We start from the raw sequence: 17,997 nt of genomic DNA, 5'->3' as shown, positions 1-17,997 counted from the left end.
CCGGAGGGGCTCGGAGTGTGATGCGGCTTGTGCGGACACGGCACCATCCTGCCGGACGGTGGTGACAGCGACGGGCTACTCGACCCCCACCAGGAGCGGCGACTCCTGCTCGCGGCCCTCGTAGACCACCGTGTCCACGGCCAGGTGCTCCCGGCGCACGTACTCCTCCAGCGCCCCCGCGAGCCCCGTCGGCGCCTGCTCGCCCACCACCAGCGTGACCAGTTCGCCGCCCGCCGCGAGCATCCGCGCGAGCACCGCGCGCGCGGTGTGCGCGAGGTCGGAGCCGATCACCGCGACGTCGCCCTCGACCAGCCCGAGCACATCGCCCGCCTGGCAGACGCCCGCGGTCGTCCACGACCGGCTCCGCGCCAGGGTCACCTCGCCGTAGCGGGTGGCCCCGGCGGCGGACGTCATGGTGACCACGTCCTCGTCGAACCGCCGCTCCGGCTCGTGCACGGCGAGCGCGGCGAGTCCCTGGACGGCGGCGCGGGTGGGGATGACGGCGGCGCGTACGCCGAGCGCCCGCGCCTCCTCGGCGGCGCGGGCCGCCGCCGGGTGGAATCCGGCGCCGTTCGGCAGCAGGACCGCCTCCGGGGCCCCGGAGGCCCGGACGGCGGCGAGCAGCGCGGTGCCGTCGGCGGCCTCCGCCGCGGGGACGACGGTGGCGCCCGCCTCCGCGCAGAGCCCGGCCAGGCCGCTGCCCGGGACGACGGCGACGACGGCGCGGCGCGTGCCCGTACCGGCACCCGTACCGACGTCCGTGCCAGCACCCGTATCGGCGCCCGTGCCGGTGTCGGCACACGGGGGGCCGTGCTCGCGGTCGGCGCCGAGGTGCGTGACGCGGATGCGGTACGGGCGTCCCGCGGCGATCCCCGCCTCGATGGCCGCGCCCGCGTCGGGGGTGTGGATGTGGACGCTCCACAGCGTTTCGCCGCCCGCGACGACCAGGGAGTCGCCGAGCGCGTCGAGGGAGCGGCGGAGCTCGGCGACCACGTGCGGGCCCGCCGTCTCCAGCAGGTAGATCACCTCTTGGCGCTGCGCGGCCCGGCCACCGCCCGCAGGCTCCACGTCCCGCGAACGCCCGCCCGGCGTCCGGTCCCGTGGCTGTCGCGCCAGGCCGGCGCCGCCAAGGGCGGCTTCACCCCGGTCCGGCACCGGCCGGTCCGTCCGGTCGTCCCCGTGGGTCCGGTCGGCGTCCGCAACGGCCTCCCGGGGGTTTCCCAGCGCCTGGGACAGGGCGGCCAGCAGGGTCGCCAGGCCGTCGGCCCCGGCGTCCACCACCCCCGCCTCGTGCAGGACCGCGAGCTGGTCCCGGGTGGCGCTCACCGCCTCCCGGGCGGCCCGCTCCGCCGCCGCGGCCTGCGCGCCGTCCCCCTGGCCGCGCTCCGCCGCGCGCTCGGCGGCCGAGGCCGCCGCTGCCGCCACCGTCAGCATCGTGCCCTCGACCGGGTGCGCCACCGCCTCGTACGCGCTGTCCGCCGCGTGCCGCAGGGCACGGGCCAGCGAGTCCGTGCCGGGGGTGCCGAGGCCGCGCAGATACTGCGCGAGGATGGTGCCGGAGTTGCCGTGCGCCGCCAGCAGGGCCGCGTGGGCCATCTCACGGAGCAGCTCGGCGGCGGAGCCGGTGTCGGATCCGGCGCCGGATCCGGCATCCGATCCGGCGTCCGATCCGGCGTCGGGGGTGCGCGCGGGCCGCGCGGCGGCCTCGAAGGTGAGGCGCAGATTGGTGCCGGTGTCGCCGTCGGCGACGGGGAAGACGTTGATCGCGTCGAGCCGGGCGCTGCGCAGGCGGAGCGCCCGGCGGGCGAGGGCGCACCACTCCCGTACCGCTGGGGGATCGAGCGAGTGCGGCACGTGCAGGACCTCCTCGGGGTGGCGCTGCGAGGCAGGCTACGCCGTGCCTGCTGCGCCCTCCGCGAGAAGCCGGTTTCGCTGTTCGAGAGGCGGCGTTGTATGCTGCTGGGGTTGCCTGGCGCCGACCAGGCCACTCCCTGGCACCACCGGCGGTCAGCTGGTCTCAGCCGCTGGGAGTGTCCAGTATTCGCTATTTTCACCCCGCTGTGCAGCGGGGATGACCCGTCTTTGGAGTGACCGTGGCTGCCAACTGCGACGTCTGCGGCAAGGGGCCGACCTTCGGCAACAACATCTCCCACTCGCACCGCCGCACCCGCCGTCGCTGGAACCCCAACATCCAGCGCGTGCGTGCGGTCGTCGGCGGGACGCCGAAGCGGCTGAACGCGTGCACCTCGTGCATCAAGGCCGGCAAGGTCGCCGCGCACTGAGCTGATACGACCCAGGAACCGGCCCGCCCCGAGCGGGCCGGTTTCTTTGTGTCCGCGTCCGCAGCCATCCCCGCTGCCGGCCGGGGCGCGGCGCCGTGTCAGTCCCGCTGCTGGAAGCGCCAGCCGTGGTGGACCGGGCCCAGGCCCGCGCCCAGCGGAAAGCCCGCGGCGAGGGCGCCCGCCGTGAACTCCTTGGCGGCCGCCGCGGCCTCCGGAACGGTCTGCCCCTTGGCGAGCTGCGCTGCCAGCGCGCTGGCGAGGGTGCAGCCGGTGCCGTGGGTGTGCCGGTTGCCGTGCCGCGGGGCACGCAGCCAGTGCTCCGCCGTGCCGTCCGTCAGCAGGTCGACGGCCTCGGCGGAGCCGGGCAGATGGCCGCCCTTGATCAGCGCCCAGCGCGGGCCGTACGCGAGGACGGCGGCCGCGGCCTCCGGCATCCCCGCCTCGTCCGCCACCTGGACGCCGGTGAGCTGGGCGACCTCGTCCAGGTTGGGGGTGACGACGGTGGCGGCGGGCAGCAGTCTGGTGCGCACCGAGTCCACGGCCTCGGCGGCGAGCAGGGAGTCGCCGTGCTTGGAGACGCCGACCGGGTCGACGACAGCGGGCGCTTCCGTGCCGGCGAGCAGCTCGGCGACCGTCTCCACCAGCTCGGCCGAGGCCAGCATGCCGGTCTTCACGGCGTGTACGCCGATGTCGTCGACGACGCTGCGGTACTGGGCGCGTACGGCCTCGGCGGGCAGCTCCCAGTAGCCCTGCACGCCCAGCGAGTTCTGCGCGGTGACGGCGGCGACGACGCTCATGCCGTGGGTGCCGAGGGCGAGCATCGTCTTGAGGTCGGCCTGGATTCCCGCGCCTCCGCCCGAGTCGGATCCGGCGACGGTGAGCACGAGGGGCGGCTGTGTGTGCATGGCTACGACGGTACCCAGCCGGCCGGTCAGTGCTCCGAGGGCGCCGAGAAGTGGTCCCAGCCGCCCGCCTTGTCCCAGGCCGCGCCGTCCACGGTGACCTGCGGCAGGGCGGAGGGCGCGAGCACCTCGCCGATCACGCGCCAGCGCGCGGGCAGCTTCTGGTCGGGCGGGAAGGTCGCCACGATCGCGTGGTCCTCCCCGCCGGTGAGCACCCAGTGCAGCGGATCCACGCCGACCGCCTGCCCGATGTCGGCCATCTGCGCGGGGATGTCGAGCCCGGCGGAGCGCACATCGATCCGCACCTTGCTGACCTCCGCGATATGGCCGAGGTCGGCGATGAGCCCATCGCTGACGTCGGTCATCGCGGTGGCGCCGAGCCCGGCGGCCGCGGGGCCCGCGTGGTAGGGGGGTTCGGGGCGGCGGTGCGCCTCCACGAAAGCGCGCGGCGAGCGGAAGCCGCGGGAGAGCACCGCGTGTCCCGCGGCCGACCAGCCCAGCCAGCCGGTGACGGCGACCACGTCGCCGGGCCGGGCGCCGCCTCGGGTGACCGGCTCGCGGTTGCGCAGGTCGCCGAGCGCGGTGATGGAGACGGTGATGGTGTCGCCGCGTACCACGTCGCCGCCCACCACGGCGGCCGCGGCGACCTGGGCCTCGTCGCGGATGCCGTCCATCAGTTCGGTGGGCCAGTTCACGGGGAGTTCGGCGGGGACGACGAGGCCGAGCAGCAGTCCGGTGGGCACGGCGCCCATGGCGGCGATATCGGCCAGGTTCTGCGCTGCGGCCTTGCGTCCGACGTCGTACGCTGTAGACCAGTCGCGGCGGAAATGGCGTCCCTCGATGAGAATGTCCGTGCTGGCGACGACCCGGCGGTCCGGAGCCGCGACGACGGCCGCGTCATCCCCCGGGCCGACCCGCACGGCGGGGGTGGAGGTGAGCCGGGAGGTCAGCTGCCGGATGAGTCCGAACTCCCCCAACTCCCCCACGGTGCCCGGGCTGCGCCCGCCGGTCAGATCGCGCATTCCTGTGCCCCTTCGTGTCCGAAGCTTCGCTTCTTCGCTCGTATACCGTCTGATCCGCTGGTACGGGGCTCCCGGCCGGTGTGGGGACGCGGTACGGTGGCGTCTCTTCCCGCCCCGCACGATCCTCGTGGCCCCTCTGGAGGTTCCGTGGTACAGGCGTACATTCTGATCCAGACGGAGGTCGGCAAGGCGTCCGCCGTCGCCGAGATCGTTTCCAAGATTCCCGGCGTGATCCAGGCCGAGGATGTGACCGGGCCGTACGACGTGATCGTGCGGGCCGAGGCCGACACGGTCGACGACCTGGGCCGCATGGTGGTCGCCAAGGTCCAGCAAGTGGACGGCATCACACGCACTCTGACCTGCCCCATAGTCCACCTCTAGGCCCGCCGTATGCTCACCCGGTGAGCACTTCCCGTCGCGCATCCCGTCACATCGTGCCGACCGTGCCGCTCGCCCTGCTGCTCGCGCTCGCCGCGGCCTGCTCATCCAGCGACGGCAGCGCGGGCCCGGCGGTTCCCCATCCCTCGGGAAAGGCCGCGCAGGCGTGCCGGGCGCTCCACGGCGCCCTGCCGAAGCAGGTGGCCGGGCAGCGGCGCGCCTCCCTGGACCCCGAGTCCCGCTACACGGCCGCGTGGGGCGATCCCCCGGTCGAGCTGCGCTGCGGGGTCGCCCGGCCCGAGAAGCTCACGCCCGGCAGTGAAGAGTACAACCCCACGGCCGACGCGGCCGAGGTGAATGGGGTCTCGTGGCTCATCGAGAAGCGGAAAGGGGGCTACCGCTTCACGACGACGGACCGCGCGGCGTACGTGGAGTTGACGGTGCCGGAGGCGTACGCGCCGGAGACCGGAGCCCTGACGGACCTGGCCGGCCCGGTACGGAAGACGGTTCCCAGGTCCGGGCCACGCTGAGGTTCCGGTACGCCGCCAGGGGCCCGGACGCTAGCGGAGCCCCGTGCTGCGGCGGAGGGCGGCCTGGATCAGATGGTCCACCAGCTCGGGGTAGCTGACGCCCGTCTCCTGCCACATCCGGGGGTACATGGAGATCGGCGTGAACCCCGGCATCGTGTTCACCTCGTTCAGCACGAACTCGCCGTTCTCGGCGAGGAAGAAGTCCGCGCGGGCGATCCCCTCGCAGGACAGCGCCTCGAATGCGCGTACGGCCAGCTCGCGGACCCGGGCCGTCTCCTCCTCCGTGAGCGGCGCGGGCACGATCCCGGACGCGGAGTCGATGTACTTCGCCTCGAAGTCGTAGAACTCGTGCGCGCTGACCGGCGGGATCTCGGCGGGCACGCTCGCACGCGGCCCGTCCTCGAACTCCAGCACGCCGCACTCGATCTCGCGCCCGCGCACCAGCGCCTCCACGATGACCTTCGGGTCGTGCCGCCGGGCCTCCTCGACGGCCTCGTCCAGCCCGCCCAGCCCGTCGACCTTGGTGATGCCGATGGACGAGCCCGCGCGGGCGGGCTTCACGAAGACCGGCCAGCCGTGGTCCGCCGCGAAGTCCACGATCTTCTTGCGGGCCGCCCCCGGATCGGCCTCCCACTCGCGCGGCCGGACGGTGACATACGGCCCGATCGGCAGCCCGAAGGAGGTGAAGATCCGCTTCATGTACTCCTTGTCCATGCCCGCGGCGGAGGCCAGCACGCCGGAGCCGACGTAGGGCACGCCCGCGAGGTCCAGCATGCCCTGGAGGGTGCCGTCCTCGCCGTACGGGCCGTGCAGCATGGGGAAGACGACGTCGACGTCGCCCAGCGCCTTGGGGACGGCGCCGGGTTCGGCGTAGACGACCTCGCGGCTCCCCGGGCCGAGCGGGAGGACCACGGCGCCGGTGTCGGACTCGGCCAGCTCCTCCACGCTGGGGAGCTTCCGCTCCTCGATGGCCATCCGGTCCGGGTCGTCGGCCGCCAGCGCCCAGCGGCCCTCGGCGGTGATGCCGATGGGCAGCACCTCGTACGTGTCACGGTCGATGGCGCTGAGCACGGCGCCCGCCGTAACGACGGAGATGGCGTGCTCGGAGCTGCGCCCGCCGAAGACGACGGCGACGCGGGGCTTGCGGGAGTGGCTGTGGCTGCTCATCGCTGCGACTTTACCGGGTGGGGCGCACGGAGTCCCGACTGCGGCCCCGCTGCGTCACACCCGCTCCGGCTTCGCGCTGCGCGACATCAGCTCCTTGAGCGCCACGTGCGGCGGCTTGCCCTCGTGCACGATGCTGACGACGGTCTCGGTGAGCGGCATCTCCACCCCGTGCCGTCGCGCGAGGTCCCGCACCGACTCGCAGGACTTGACGCCCTCGGCGGTCTGCCGGGTGACCGCGATGGTCTCTTCCAGGCTTATGCCCCGGCCGAGGTTGGTGCCGAACGTGTGGTTCCGGGAGAGCGGCGAGGAGCAGGTCGCCACGAGGTCACCCATCCCGGCGAGCCCGGCGAACGTGTGCGCGTCGGCGCCCATGGTGACGCCGAGCCGCGTCGTCTCCGCGAGGCCCCGGGTGATCAGGGACGCCTTGGCGTTGTCGCCGAGCCCCATCCCCTCCGCGATGCCGACGGCGAGCGCGATCACGTTCTTGACGGCGCCGCCCAGCTCGCAGCCCACGACGTCGGTGTTGGTGTACGGGCGGAAGTACGGCGTGTGGCAGGCGCCCTGGAGGCGGCGCGCCGCCGCTTCGTCCGTACAGGCGACGACGGCCGCAGCGGGCTGCCGCTGGGCGATCTCCCGGGCCAGATTGGGCCCGGTCAGCACCGCGACCCGGTCCGCGGGGACGCCGGCGACCTCCTCGATGACCTCGCTCATCAGCTCGGCGGTACCGAGTTCGACGCCCTTCATCAGGGAGACCAGCACCGTGTCCGGGGCCAGCAGCGGGGCCCAGGCGCGCAGATTGCCGCGCAGCGTCTGGGCCGGCACGGACAGCACCGTGAACGCGGCCGAGGCGGCGGCCTCGGCGGGGTCGGTGGTGGCGCGTACGGCCGGAGGGAGCTCGGTGTCGGGGTGGTAGTCGGGGTTGCGCCGCTCGGCGTTGACCGCCTCCACGACCTCGGCGCGGCGACCCCAGAGTGTGACCTCGCAGCCCGCGTCGGCGAGCACCATCGCGAAGGCCGTACCCCAGGAGCCGGTGCCGAATACGGCGGCTTTCGTCACGCGTCCTTCTTTCCCTCGTCGTGCTGTCCCGCACCGCGCGCCACCGCGCCGTCCCCCCGGCGGGCCCCGGCGCGCCGGCGCGCGACGGCCTTGCGGTGGTCGTAGCGCTCGGCGGGCGCGGGCTCGCCGCGGATCCCGGCGAGCTGCTCGGTGACGGCGTCCATCATGACGTCCGTCACCTCGCGGAGCACCTCGGCCGTGGGCTCCTTGTCGTAGTACGCGGACAGGTCGAGCGGCGGCCCGGCCCGCACGGTGAGGGTCTTGCGGGGGAACAGCCGCAGCTGCTTGAGCTTCGCGTACGGGGGCACCGCGAGGTTGGCGCCCCACTGGGCGACGGGGATGACGGGGGCCCTGGTCAGCAGCGCGACGCGGGCCGCGCCCGACTTGCCGCCCGCCATGGGCCACATCTCCGGGTCGCGGGTGATGGTGCCCTCGGGGTAGAAGGCCACGCACTCGCCGCTGTTGATGGCGTCGACGGCGGCGCGGAAGGCCCCGACGGCGTCGGTGGACTCCCGGTAGACCGGGATCTGGCCGGTCCCGCGCATCACGGCGCCCACGACGCCCCCCTTGAACAGCCCGTTCTTCGCCAGGAAGCGCGGCACCCGTCCCGTGTTGAACTGGAAGTGTGCATAGGAGAGCGGATCGATATGCGAGTTGTGATTGACCACGGTGATGAAACCGCTCTCCGCTGGAATGTGCTCCATTCCTCTCCAGTCCCGCTTGAACAGCACCACGAGCGGCGGTTTCAGCACTACCGCTGCAAGGCGGTACCAGAAGCCGACTTTATGGCGGGACACTCGGACACCATCTCCTTTTGGCGCATGTGGACAACCGCACAAGTGTCGCCGCAGGCCGCCTTGCTGTCGAGCACACCGTCAGCGTCCGCTGTCGTGCACACCGTAACCCCGCCGCCGACCGGGCGCCCGGCACCCGAGTGAGAATGGGGCCGATGCAGTCACAAGTGACCCCTGCGGCGTGGACCGTCGTCGTGCCGCTGAAGCCCCTGATACGGGCCAAGAGCAGGTTGGCCGGGGCCGTCCCGGGGGCGGCGCGGCCCGGCTTCGCGCTGGCGTTCGCGCAGGACACGGTCGGTGCGGTGATCGCGTGTCCCGCGGTGCGCCGTGTGGTGGTTGTCACGGACGATCCGCTGGCCGCCGCCCGGCTGGCGGCGCTGGGGGCCCGTACGGTGCCCGACGCGCCGGGCGCCGGGCTGAACGCTGCGCTCCGCTACGGCGCGGCGCGGGTGCGCGCCGCCGATCCGGATACCGCCGTCGCCGCGCTGAACGCGGATCTCCCCGCGCTGCGCCCGGCGGAATTGGCGCGGGTTCTCCATGCGGCCGCGCGATTTCCCCGCGCCTTTCTGCCGGACGCCGCCGATATCGGCACCACGCTCCTGACGGCGCTGCCGCCGAGCCCGCTCTCCCCCGCGTTCGGCGGCCCTTCCCGCGCCCGGCACCGGGCCTCGGGCGCGGTGGAGATCACGCTTTCCGGAGTGGACAGTGTGCGGCGGGACGTCGATACGGCCGCCGATCTGCGGACTGCCCGGGATCTCGGGCTCGGCCGCCATACGGCCACCCTCCTCGCCGGCCCCGTCCCCGGCCGGCCTCCGCGCGAGGGGTCGCCCCTGCGGGGCGCTCACGGCTGGCCGGACACGCGTTGTGGGGGCGAGTAGGCTGCGGCGCATGCAGGCCACGGCGTACACCTACGACCCCGAGTCCCGCTCCGGCAGCGTGCTGCTGGACGACGGCACGCCCCTGCCGTTCGACCGGGACGCCTTCGACGCGGGCGGACTCCGGCTGCTCCGGCCGGGGCAGCGGGTCCGGATCGAGACGGCGGAGGAGAGCGAGGGTACGGGCGGGGAAGCGGCTCGCCGGATCACCCTGGTGACACTGCAGACGCTGTAGCGGCCCTACCCCGTCCGGCGGAAACGGCGCGGGCCGGGCTCCCCGAGGGGAGCCCGGCCCGGCGCCGTTGTTTCTCGTGCTGTCCGCCCGCTCAGCGCTTGCGGGCGGTGGTCTTCTTGGCGGTGGTCTTGCGCGCCGCGGTCTTCTTGGCGGGCGCCTTCTTCGCGGTGCTCTTCTTGGCGGGCGCCTTCTTGGCCGTGGCCTTCTTGGCGGTCGCCGTCTTCTTGGCCGGCGTGGCCTTCTTCGCCGGTGTCGCCTTCTTCGCCGTCGCGGTCTTCTTCGCGGGGCTCTTCTTGGCCGTGGTCTTCTTGGCCGTCGTGGCCTTCTTCGCCGGTGCGGCCTTCTTCGCCGTGGTCTTCTTGGCGGTCGCCTTCTTCGCCGCCGCCTTCTTGGCCGTGGCCTTCTTGGTGGCGGTGCCGCCGGAGAGGCTGCCCTTGGGGGCCTTCTTGACCGCGACGTCGTTCTTCGGGAGCTTCTTGGTCCCGCTCACCAGGTCCTTGAAGCCCTGGCCCGCGCGGAACCGCGGGACGGAGGTCTTCTTGACCCGGACCCGCTCCCCGGTCTGCGGGTTGCGGGCGTACCGGGCCGGACGCTCGACCTTCTCGAACGAGCCGAAGCCGGTGACCGAGACCCGGTCACCGGAGACGACCGCACGGACGATCGCGTCCAGGACGACATCGACCGCGTCTGCGGCCTGCTGACGTCCGCCGAGCTGGTCTTGGATTGCTTCGACGAGCTGCGCCTTGTTCACGTCTTCCCCTTCGGAGACATTGCCGGAACGAATCTGTTCAAGCCTTTTCGCACGTTAGGCAGATATATACCGCAAATCAAACACGAAACGGGCGAATCACCCTTGTGTCGCAACGAACTCGACCGTCATCGAGTTCCGTCGGCGCGCACTTCTCCCTGTCGCGCGGGGAATCGTCCCGCGTCCATGTCGGCCATGAGGCGCTCCAGACGCCGTTCCGCCCCGGCGAGATCGTGCTTCGCGGCCGCCGAGATGACGAGCAGCTTGCGGCTCAGTGCCATCCGTGCGCCCTCGGGGACTTGCGGTGAGCGCACCACGGCGTGCGCCTCTTTCAAGCGGGCGGCGAGTCGGTCGTAGAGCTCCTCCTGACCGTCGCGTTCCATGCGGTGATTGTGCCATCTGGGGTGAGTTGTCGCTTCCAGCGGGGGGAGCAACGCGCCCGAGTGCGTCAACCCGGCTGTTCGGTGCCCGAGTTGACACGCCGCGCGGGTCCGGGGTTCCGGGGGCCACGGTCGGAGTCGCTCCTTAGTACGAAAGAAACTGGGGCTCAAGACTAATTCACGTCAACCTGATGTGCGCCCCCTGTGCCCCGCGCGCCGCCCGGCTCCCCGCACACAGCACCGCGCCCCCGCCGGACGGCGGGGGCGCGGTGGAGGTCTGAGCCGGGCTCAGACGGTCAGCGTACGCGGCCTGAAGGCGGGCCGCGACGCCTCGAAGTCCGCGATGGCGGCTTCGTTCTTCAGGGTGAGGCTGATGTCGTCCAGGCCCTCCAGCAGCCGCCAGCGGGCGTTCTCGTCCAGTGCGAAGTCGGCTTCGACACCCGTCGCGAGGACCTTGCGCGCCACCAGGTCGACGGTCACCTCGGCGGTCGGGTCGTCCTCCGTCAGCCGCCAGAGGGCTTCCACGGTCTCCTGCGGCAGCACCACGGTGAGCAGGCCGTTCTTGAGCGAGTTGCCCCGGAAGATATCGGCGAAGCGGGAGGAGACGACGGCCCGGAAGCCGTAGTTCTGCAGCGCCCAGACGGCGTGCTCGCGAGACGACCCGGTGCCGAAGTCCGGACCGGCGACCAGCACCGTGGCCCCGGCGTGCGCGCTCCGGTTCAGCACGAAGTCCGGGTCCTTGCGCCACGCCTCGAAGAGGCCGTCCTCGAAGCCGTCGCGGGTGACCTTCTTGAGCCAGTGCGCCGGGATGATCTGGTCGGTGTCGACGTTGCTGCGGCGCAGCGGGACGGCGCGCCCGGTGTGGGTGGTGAAGGCTTCCATCGTGGTCAGGCTCCTCAGAAGCGCGCGGGCGTGCGTACGTCGGTTTCGGTGGGTCCGGACAGGTCGGCCGGCGAGGCGAGGTGGCCCAGCACCGCCGTGGCCGCCGCGACCTGCGGCGAGACCAGATGGGTGCGCCCGCCCTTGCCCTGCCGGCCCTCGAAGTTCCGGTTGGAGGTGGAGGCCGCCCGCTCGCCGGGCGCCAGCTGGTCCGGGTTCATGCCCAGGCACATCGAGCAGCCGGCGTGCCGCCACTCGGCGCCCGCCTCCGTGAACACCTTGTCCAGCCCCTCGTCCACGGCCTGCAGGGCCACCCGTACGGAGCCGGGTACGACGAGCATCCGCACGTCCCCGGCCACCCTGCGGCCGCGCAGCACGGAGGCGGCCGAACGGAGGTCCTCGATCCGGCCGTTGGTGCAGGAGCCCACGAAGACGGTGTCCACGGCCACCTCGCGCAGCGGCTGACCCGCGGTCAGCCCCATGTACTCCAGCGCCTTCTCCGCCGCCTGCCGGGCGCTGACGTCCTCGAACGACCCCGGGTCGGGCACGGCGGCGGACAGCGGGGCACCCTGCCCCGGATTGGTGCCCCAGGTGACGAACGGGGCCAGCTCGTCCGCTTCGATGACCACCTCGTGGTCGAAGACGGCGTCGTCGTCCGTGCGCAGCGTCTTCCAGTACGCGACGGCCGCGTCCCAGTCCGCGCCGGAGGGGGCGTGCTCCCGCCCCCGGACGTAGTCGAAGGTGGTCCGGTCCGGGGCGATCATCCCGGCGCGCGCCCCGGCCTCGATGGACATGTTGCAGACGGTCATCCGGGCCTCCATCGAGAGCTTCTCGACGGCCTCGCCCCGGTACTCGATGACATAGCCCTGGCCGCCGCCGGTGCCGATCCGGGCGATGACGGCGAGGATCAGGTCCTTCGCGGTGACGCCCGCAGGCAGCTCGCCGTTGACCGTGACCGCCATGGTCCGGAACGGCGCCATGGGCAGCGTCTGGGTCGCCAGCACATGCTCGACCTGCGAGGTGCCGATGCCGAAGGCGAGCGCGCCGAACGCGCCGTGCGTGGAGGTGTGGCTGTCGCCGCAGACCACGGTCATGCCGGGCTGGGTCAGCCCGAGCTGCGGCCCGACGACGTGGACGACGCCCTGCTCGACGTCGCCCAGCGGATGGAGCCGCACCCCGAAGTCCGCGCAGTTCTTGCGCAGGGTCTCCAGCTGGGTGCGGGAGACCGGGTCGGCGATCGGCTTGTCGATGTCGAGGGTGGGGGTGTTGTGGTCCTCGGTCGCGATGGTCAGATCGGTGCGCCGCACCGCGCGGCCCGCCTTGCGCAGGCCGTCGAACGCCTGCGGGCTGGTCACCTCGTGGAGCAGGTGCAGATCGATGAAGAGAAGGTCGGGCTCGCCTTCCGCGCGCCTGACGACATGGTCGTCCCAGACTTTCTCCGCGAGTGTCCGTCCCATCGCTGTCCCTCCGGCCGGCTGCGCCGCCGACCACATGTCGAGAACTTTCGCGCCACCCCGCCCGCCGGGCGGGGTGGCGGCCGTCACCACAGCCTGGCGGGTTCCGCGAGAAATTGAACTTGCGTTTCACACTTTGAGACGCAAGTATCGACGCATGGACAACTCTAGTGGTGTCGGCGTTCTCGACAAGGCGGCTCTGGTACTGAGCGCTCTGGAGTCCGGTCCGGCCACCCTCGCCGGGCTGGTCACCTCCACCGGCCTGGCCCGCCCCACGGCGCACCGGCTCGCGGTGGCGCTCGAACACCACCGTATGGTCGCCCGCGATATGCAGGGCCGCTTCATACTCGGCCCGCGGCTGGGCGAGCTGGCCGCGGCTGCGGGCGAGGACCGGCTGCTCGCCTCCGCGGGCCCGGTGCTCACCCACCTGCGGGACGTGACCGGCGAGAGCGCGCAGCTCTACCGGCGCCAGGGCGACATGCGGATCTGCGTGGCGGCGGCCGAGCGGCTGTCCGGACTGCGGGACACGGTGCCGGTCGGCTCCACGCTGCCGATGAAGGCGGGCTCGGCCGCGCAGATCCTGATGGCGTGGGAGGAGCCGGAGCGGCTGCACCGCGGCCTGCAGGGCGCGCGGTTCACCGCCACCGCGCTCTCCGGCGTACGGCGGCGGGGCTGGGCCCAGTCGGTCGGCGAGCGCGAACCGGGGGTCGCCTCCGTCTCGGCCCCGGTGCGGGGCCCCTCGAACCGGGTGGTGGCGGCGGTGTCGGTCTCGGGCCCGATCGAGCGGCTCACCCGGCATCCGGGGCGGATGCACGCCCAGGCCATCGTGGACGCGGCCGCCCGCCTGAGCGAGGCGCTGAAGCGGCCCAGCTAGCGAGTGTGGCCGACCTTGCCCCCTGGGGAGGGGGTGCCCCTTGCGGTGCGTCGCAGTCTGCGGGCCCAGTGTGGTTGCGCGCGCAGTTCCCCGCGCCCCTGGCGGGGCGCCGCACGTCACTGCGCCCCGTCAGGGGCGCGGGGAACTGCGCGCCCAGCCGCAGCGCAGCCGAGGGCGCACGGCGACCGGCCGGGGCAGCCCGGATCGCACACCTCGAAACCGCTCAGCCGGAGGAGTCCGCCGCCGCCATCCGCTGGCGGGCCCCCTCTCCGCGGGCGGCGACCGGGACCGCCCCGTGCGCCGCCGCGAGCCCGTACTCCGGCATGTCGGCATAGATACTCTCGTACCCGCCCGCCGGAACCCGGTACGTCTCGTGCCAGATCCCCACACTCCCCCGGCTCTTCCGCACCCGCCGGTTGAACGCCGCCCAGGCGGGGCGGTGTTGCCTGCCGGGCGCCACCGCGTAGTCGAAGAGGTGCTCGGTGGAGCGCCAGTACTGCACCACGCCGAACTCGCGGGGCCCGCTCATCACGAGCCGGGCGGCGAGCAGTCCGGACTCCGGGTCGGCGTACAGCTCGCGCACCATCCGCGGCATCGCGACGAACACCGGCAGCCACGAGCGCACCGACCGCAGCCGGTTGATCCGCATGCCGATCAGGAAGACGACGACCGCTCCGTCCGCGTCCGCGGTGCGCCGCCCCTCGATCACCTTTCCGCCCCCCATGGATACCCTCCTTGGATAGTGTCACTCTCTATTATTGGATAGTGCCACTCTCCAATCGACTGCGCCACCCGAATACCCCAAGGAGCCCGGAGCCATGCGGATGGCAGAGCTGAGCGCCCGCAGCGGCGTGCCCACGGCCACGATCAAGTTCTATCTGCGCGAGGGCCTGCTGCCGCCCGGCGAACGGCTCAGCGCGACCCAGGCCGCGTACGGCGAGGAGCATCTGCGCCGGCTGAGCCTGGTGCGCGCACTGATCCAGGTGGGCCGGATGCCGGTGGCGACGGCCCGCGAGGTGCTGGCGGCCGTCGACGACGAGACCCTGGACCAGCACAACCGGCTGGGCGTCGCCGCCTGGGCGCTGCCCTCCCCGGCCCCCGGCCTGGCGGCCGGGGAGGACGACGAGGCCGCCCGGACCGCGCGGCGGGCCGTCGGCACCCTGATGGCGGAGCTGGGCTGGGAGGAGTTCGGGCCCGGCAGCCCCGCGTACGAGACGCTGGTGGGAGCCGTCGCCGCGCTCGCCCGGCTGGGATACCCGTGCGACGCGGCCCGGCTGACCCGGTTCGCGCGGGTGGCCGAGGAGCTGGCCCGGACGGATCTGGACCTGCTGGAGGAGCTGGAGAGCACCGCGGAGCAGGTCGAGGCGAGCGTGGCCCTCACGGTGCTCCACGAGCCGGTGCTGCTGTGCCTGCGGCGGCTGGCGCAGGCCGAGGAGTCGGCGCGCCGCTTCCCCGCGCCGCCGGAGCGGCGCGCGGGCCCCGGCTGAACACATGAGTGAGCCCCACACCGCGTGGTGTGGGGCTCACTGACCGAGTACCCCCGACCGGATTCGAACCGGCGCTACCGCCTTGAGAGGGCGGCGTGCTAGGCCGCTACACAACGGGGGCCCTGCCCGGCCCCGGCCGCAAGGACCGGAACCTGTACCCCCGACCGGATTCGAACCGGCGCTACCGCCTTGAGAGGGCGGCGTGCTAGGCCGCTACACAACGGGGGCCTCGATCTCACAGAGCGTGGATCGTGCTGGGCTACCAGGACTCGAACCTAGACTAACTGAACCAGAATCAGTCGTGCTGCCAATTACACCATAGCCCACCAAAATGCAAGTCCCAGGGGGACCTTGATTGAGGTGACCGCCGCTCCGGACCGGGTTTTCTGCCCTTCCCCTCGCGGCGACAGGAAGAACATTACCCGATCGGAGACGGTGCTCCAAAACGAGTTCCGGCCGGGAGCGGTGCTCCCGGCCGGACAGTACGGGCGCCGGGCCTGCCTAGCCCACCAGCTTCGCCAGCGCCGCGTCCACGCGGGCCAGGGTGCGCTCCTTGCCCAGCACCTGGAGGGACTCGAAGAGCGGCAGCCCGACCGTACGGCCGGTGACCGCGACGCGGACCGGGGCCTGGGCCTTGCCCAGCTTCAGGCCGTGCTCCTCGCCCGCCGCCAGCACCGCCTCCTTCAGCGCGTCCGCCGACGTCCAGTCCGCCGCCTCCAGCCGGGCGCGGGCCGTGCGCAGCAGCGCGTCGGCGCCCTCCTTCATCGCCTTCTGCCAGGACTTCTCGTCCTCCACCGGCTCGTCCAGGAAGAGGAAGTCGACGTTGGCCGTGATGTCCGAGAGGACGGTGAGGCGGGTCTGGGCCAGGGGGGCCAGCTCCTCGAAGGCGGCCTGGGAGAAGTTCTCCTCGGGCCAGGGGGCGTAGGGAGCCCTCAGCCAGGGCGCGCAGGCCGCGGTGAAGTCCTTCGCCGGCAGCTCGCGCAGATGGGTGGCGTTGATCGCCTCGCACTTCTTCAGGTCGAAGCGCGCCGGGTTCGCGTTGACGTCGTGCACGTCGAAGGCGGCGACCATCTCGTCCAGGGAGAAGATGTCCCGGTCCTCGGCCAGCGACCAGCCCAGCAGGGCGAGGTAGTTGAGCAGGCCCTCCGGCAGGAAGCCCCGCTCCCGGTAGAGGTTGAGCGAGGACTGCGGGTCGCGCTTGGAGAGCTTCTTGTTGCCCTCCCCCATGACGTACGGGAGGTGGGCGAACTCCGGGACCTCCTTGGCCACGCCCAGCTCGATCAGCGCCCGGTAGAGCGCGATCTGGCGCGGGGTGGAGGAGAGCAGGTCCTCGCCGCGCAGCACGTGCGTGATCTCCATCAGCGCGTCGTCGACCGGGTTGACCAGCGTGTAGAGCGGGGCCCCGGTGGCGCGCAGGATGCCGTAGTCGGTGACGTTCTCCGGCTGGAAGGTCACCTCGCCGCGCACCATGTCCGTGAACGTGATCGGCTCGTCCGGCATCCGGAAGCGGACGACATGGCTGCGCCCCTCCGCCTCGTACGCGGCGATCTGCTCGGGCGTGAGGTCGCGGCAGGTGCCGTCGTAGCCGGACGGGCGGCCCTCCTCGCGGGCCCGCTCGCGGCGCTCCTCCAGCTCCTGCGCCGTGCAGTAGCAGGGGTAGGCGTGGCCGCTCTCCAGGAGCCGGTGCGCGATGTCCGCGTAGATCTCCATGCGCTGCGACTGGCGGTACGGGGCGTGCGGGCCCCCTGCCCCGGGGCCCTCGTCCCAGTCCAGGCCGAGCCAGCGCAGCGAGTCGAGCAGCTGCTCGTAGGACTCCTCGGAGTCGCGGGCCGCGTCGGTGTCCTCGATGCGGAAGACCAGGGTGCCGCCGGTGTGCCGGGCGTACGCCCAGTTGAACAGGGCGGTACGGATCAGGCCCACATGCGGGTTGCCGGTCGGGGAGGGGCAGAAACGCACGCGTACGGGGCTCGCCCCACGGGGGGACTCAGTAGTCACGCTTGATCACCTTGTTGGTGAGAGTGCCGATGCCTTCGATGGTGACGGCGACCTCGTCGCCGACGTTCAGGGGGCCGACGCCCGCGGGGGTGCCGGTGAGGATGACGTCCTGCGGGAGCAGGGTCATGGCCTCGGTGATGTGGACCACCAGGTCCTCGATGGAGCGGACCATCTCGGCCGTGCGCCCCAGCTGCCGCTGCTCGCCGTTGACCGTGCACATCAGGGCCAGGTCGGAGGGGTCCAGCTCGGTCTCGATCCAGGGGCCGAGCGGGCAGGCGGAGTCGAAGCCCTTGGCGCGCGCCCACTGGTTCTCGGTGCGCTGGATATCGCGGGCCGTGACGTCGTTGGCGCAGGTGTAGCCGAGGATCACGTCCTTGACGCGCTCGCGCGGCACGTCCTTGCACAGCCGGCCGATGACCACGGCCAGCTCCGCCTCGTAGTGCACCTCGGAGGAGAAGGACGGGTACGCGATGGGGTCGCCGGGGCCCACCACCGAGGTGGACGGCTTGAAGAAGGCCACCGGAGCGTCCGGGACCTCGTTGCCCAGCTCCCGGGCGTGCTCGGCGTAGTTGCGGCCGATGGCGACGACCTTGTTCGGGAGGACGGGCGGGAGGAGGCGGACCGCGCCCAGGGGCAGCTTCTGGCCCGAGCGCTCGAACTCGGCGAAGGGGTGGCCCCTGATGATGTCGAGGACGGGGTCGCCGTCCCCTTCGACGTCTTCCAGTACGCCGAAGCCGACGTTGCCGTCGAGGGAGAATCTGGCGATGCGCACGGGGGTCTTTCCTTCGGGGTGGCGGCCGTGGTCAGTGCTCCAGCCTATGCCGTGTCCGGCGGGCCGCGCGTGCCCGGCGTCGGGGCTGCGCCTGCCGGCCCCGCGACGCACCGGCAGGGGCAGCCCCGACCAGCCCCGGGCCCCGTGCGGGGCGCGGGGAGTGCGGG

Annotated in this window: 20 protein-coding genes and 3 tRNA genes; 7 read left to right on the top strand and 16 right to left on the bottom strand. The window is 72.7% G+C overall.

Going from position 1 to position 17,997, the window contains the following annotated elements; translation table 11 throughout:
- Nucleotides 1–75: 75 nt before the first annotated feature.
- Entirely contained in the window at nt 76–1,854 is a 1,779-nt protein-coding gene (locus G5C65_RS01720) for a DAK2 domain-containing protein (RefSeq protein ID WP_165296766.1), read from the bottom strand.
- 239 nt (nt 1,855–2,093) lie between these two features.
- Between G5C65_RS01720 and rpmB the strand changes: the two genes are divergently transcribed.
- Nucleotides 2,094–2,282: a 50S ribosomal protein L28 gene (gene rpmB / locus G5C65_RS01715; protein ID WP_165296765.1), complete on the top strand. Its 189-nt coding sequence runs from the start codon at nt 2,094–2,096 to the stop codon at nt 2,280–2,282.
- Between the two features lie 98 nt (nt 2,283–2,380).
- On the opposite strand, the gene thiD is transcribed toward rpmB, so the two are convergent.
- Both thiD and G5C65_RS01705 read right to left on the bottom strand, forming a co-directional pair.
- Nucleotides 2,381–3,187: a bifunctional hydroxymethylpyrimidine kinase/phosphomethylpyrimidine kinase gene (gene thiD / locus G5C65_RS01710; protein ID WP_165296764.1), complete on the bottom strand. Its 807-nt coding sequence runs from the start codon at nt 3,185–3,187 to the stop codon at nt 2,381–2,383.
- Nucleotides 3,188–3,213: 26 nt separating this feature from the next.
- Nucleotides 3,214–4,206, bottom strand: a complete 993-nt coding sequence (locus tag G5C65_RS01705) for a thiamine-phosphate kinase (RefSeq protein ID WP_165296763.1) — start codon at nt 4,204–4,206, stop codon at nt 3,214–3,216.
- A 147-nt stretch (nt 4,207–4,353) separates the two neighbouring features.
- On the opposite strand from G5C65_RS01705, the gene G5C65_RS01700 reads away from it, so the two are divergent.
- Nucleotides 4,354–4,587, top strand: a complete 234-nt coding sequence (locus G5C65_RS01700) for an Lrp/AsnC ligand binding domain-containing protein (RefSeq protein WP_165296762.1) — start codon at nt 4,354–4,356, stop codon at nt 4,585–4,587.
- A gap of 20 nt (nt 4,588–4,607) precedes the next feature.
- Nucleotides 4,608–5,114 (top strand): DUF3515 family protein, encoded by a 507-nt coding sequence (locus G5C65_RS01695; RefSeq protein ID WP_165296761.1) that lies wholly within the window; start codon nt 4,608–4,610, stop codon nt 5,112–5,114.
- Nucleotides 5,115–5,144: 30 nt separating this feature from the next.
- On the opposite strand, the gene G5C65_RS01690 is transcribed toward G5C65_RS01695, so the two are convergent.
- The 3 genes from G5C65_RS01690 to G5C65_RS01680 are packed head-to-tail and all read right to left on the bottom strand — an operon-like array spanning nt 5,145 to nt 8,134.
- Nucleotides 5,145–6,281: a D-alanine--D-alanine ligase family protein gene (locus G5C65_RS01690; RefSeq protein ID WP_165296760.1), complete on the bottom strand. Its 1,137-nt coding sequence runs from the start codon at nt 6,279–6,281 to the stop codon at nt 5,145–5,147.
- A gap of 54 nt (nt 6,282–6,335) precedes the next feature.
- Nucleotides 6,336–7,337: an NAD(P)H-dependent glycerol-3-phosphate dehydrogenase gene (locus G5C65_RS01685; RefSeq protein WP_165296759.1), complete on the bottom strand. Its 1,002-nt coding sequence runs from the start codon at nt 7,335–7,337 to the stop codon at nt 6,336–6,338.
- Nucleotides 7,334–8,134, bottom strand: a complete 801-nt coding sequence (locus tag G5C65_RS01680) for a 1-acyl-sn-glycerol-3-phosphate acyltransferase (protein ID WP_165296758.1) — start codon at nt 8,132–8,134, stop codon at nt 7,334–7,336. The genes G5C65_RS01685 and G5C65_RS01680 overlap by 4 nt, the downstream gene beginning before the upstream one ends.
- Before the next feature lie 143 nt (nt 8,135–8,277).
- On the opposite strand from G5C65_RS01680, the gene cofC reads away from it, so the two are divergent.
- A complete protein-coding gene (gene cofC, locus G5C65_RS01675; protein ID WP_206441121.1) occupies nt 8,278–9,009 on the top strand; it encodes a 2-phospho-L-lactate guanylyltransferase in 732 nt (243 codons plus the stop codon).
- A 10-nt stretch (nt 9,010–9,019) separates the two neighbouring features.
- Entirely contained in the window at nt 9,020–9,241 is a 222-nt protein-coding gene (locus G5C65_RS38355) for a hypothetical protein (RefSeq protein ID WP_206441120.1), read from the top strand.
- A gap of 91 nt (nt 9,242–9,332) precedes the next feature.
- On the opposite strand, the gene G5C65_RS01670 is transcribed toward G5C65_RS38355, so the two are convergent.
- From G5C65_RS01670 to leuC, 4 genes are all read right to left on the bottom strand, one after another.
- Nucleotides 9,333–9,992, bottom strand: a complete 660-nt coding sequence (locus tag G5C65_RS01670) for an HU family DNA-binding protein (RefSeq protein ID WP_165296757.1) — start codon at nt 9,990–9,992, stop codon at nt 9,333–9,335.
- A 125-nt stretch (nt 9,993–10,117) separates the two neighbouring features.
- Nucleotides 10,118–10,372: an SCO5555 family protein gene (locus G5C65_RS01665; protein WP_165296756.1), complete on the bottom strand. Its 255-nt coding sequence runs from the start codon at nt 10,370–10,372 to the stop codon at nt 10,118–10,120.
- Nucleotides 10,373–10,657: 285 nt separating this feature from the next.
- On the bottom strand, nt 10,658–11,251 hold the full coding sequence (gene leuD, locus G5C65_RS01660) for a 3-isopropylmalate dehydratase small subunit (RefSeq protein ID WP_165296755.1): 594 nt from the start codon (nt 11,249–11,251) through the stop codon (nt 10,658–10,660).
- Nucleotides 11,252–11,265: 14 nt separating this feature from the next.
- Entirely contained in the window at nt 11,266–12,705 is a 1,440-nt protein-coding gene (leuC, locus tag G5C65_RS01655; RefSeq protein WP_165296754.1) for a 3-isopropylmalate dehydratase large subunit, read from the bottom strand.
- Nucleotides 12,706–12,859: 154 nt separating this feature from the next.
- Here leuC and ndgR point away from each other — a divergent pair, with 154 nt between their 5' ends.
- Complete coding sequence (gene ndgR / locus G5C65_RS01650) at nt 12,860–13,576, top strand: IclR family transcriptional regulator NdgR (RefSeq protein ID WP_165296753.1); 717 nt, start codon at nt 12,860–12,862, stop codon at nt 13,574–13,576.
- A 223-nt stretch (nt 13,577–13,799) separates the two neighbouring features.
- Here ndgR and G5C65_RS01645 read toward each other — a convergent pair whose 3' ends face one another.
- Nucleotides 13,800–14,300, bottom strand: a complete 501-nt coding sequence (locus tag G5C65_RS01645; RefSeq protein ID WP_165296752.1) for a DUF4188 domain-containing protein — start codon at nt 14,298–14,300, stop codon at nt 13,800–13,802.
- A 94-nt stretch (nt 14,301–14,394) separates the two neighbouring features.
- Between G5C65_RS01645 and G5C65_RS01640 the strand changes: the two genes are divergently transcribed.
- Nucleotides 14,395–15,063, top strand: coding sequence for a MerR family transcriptional regulator (locus G5C65_RS01640; RefSeq protein WP_165296751.1), 669 nt, complete (start codon nt 14,395–14,397; stop codon nt 15,061–15,063).
- 48 nt (nt 15,064–15,111) lie between these two features.
- Here the strand turns inward: G5C65_RS01640 and G5C65_RS01635 are convergent.
- The 5 genes from G5C65_RS01635 to G5C65_RS01615 form a co-directional block, all read right to left on the bottom strand.
- Nucleotides 15,112–15,184, bottom strand: a tRNA-Glu gene (locus G5C65_RS01635).
- A 34-nt stretch (nt 15,185–15,218) separates the two neighbouring features.
- Nucleotides 15,219–15,291 (bottom strand) — tRNA-Glu (locus G5C65_RS01630).
- Nucleotides 15,292–15,317: 26 nt separating this feature from the next.
- A tRNA-Gln gene (locus G5C65_RS01625) sits at nt 15,318–15,389 on the bottom strand.
- Nucleotides 15,390–15,564: 175 nt separating this feature from the next.
- Nucleotides 15,565–17,058, bottom strand: a complete 1,494-nt coding sequence (gltX, locus tag G5C65_RS01620; RefSeq protein WP_165296750.1) for a glutamate--tRNA ligase — start codon at nt 17,056–17,058, stop codon at nt 15,565–15,567.
- Nucleotides 17,048–17,830: a fumarylacetoacetate hydrolase family protein gene (locus tag G5C65_RS01615; RefSeq protein WP_165296749.1), complete on the bottom strand. Its 783-nt coding sequence runs from the start codon at nt 17,828–17,830 to the stop codon at nt 17,048–17,050. The genes gltX and G5C65_RS01615 overlap by 11 nt, the downstream gene beginning before the upstream one ends.
- Nucleotides 17,831–17,997: the final 167 nt, after the last annotated feature.

This window comes from Streptomyces boncukensis (genome assembly GCF_011045075.1).
Taxonomy (GTDB): domain Bacteria; phylum Actinomycetota; class Actinomycetes; order Streptomycetales; family Streptomycetaceae; genus Streptomyces; species Streptomyces boncukensis.
This window is presented reverse-complemented; position numbering and strand designations above follow the sequence as displayed.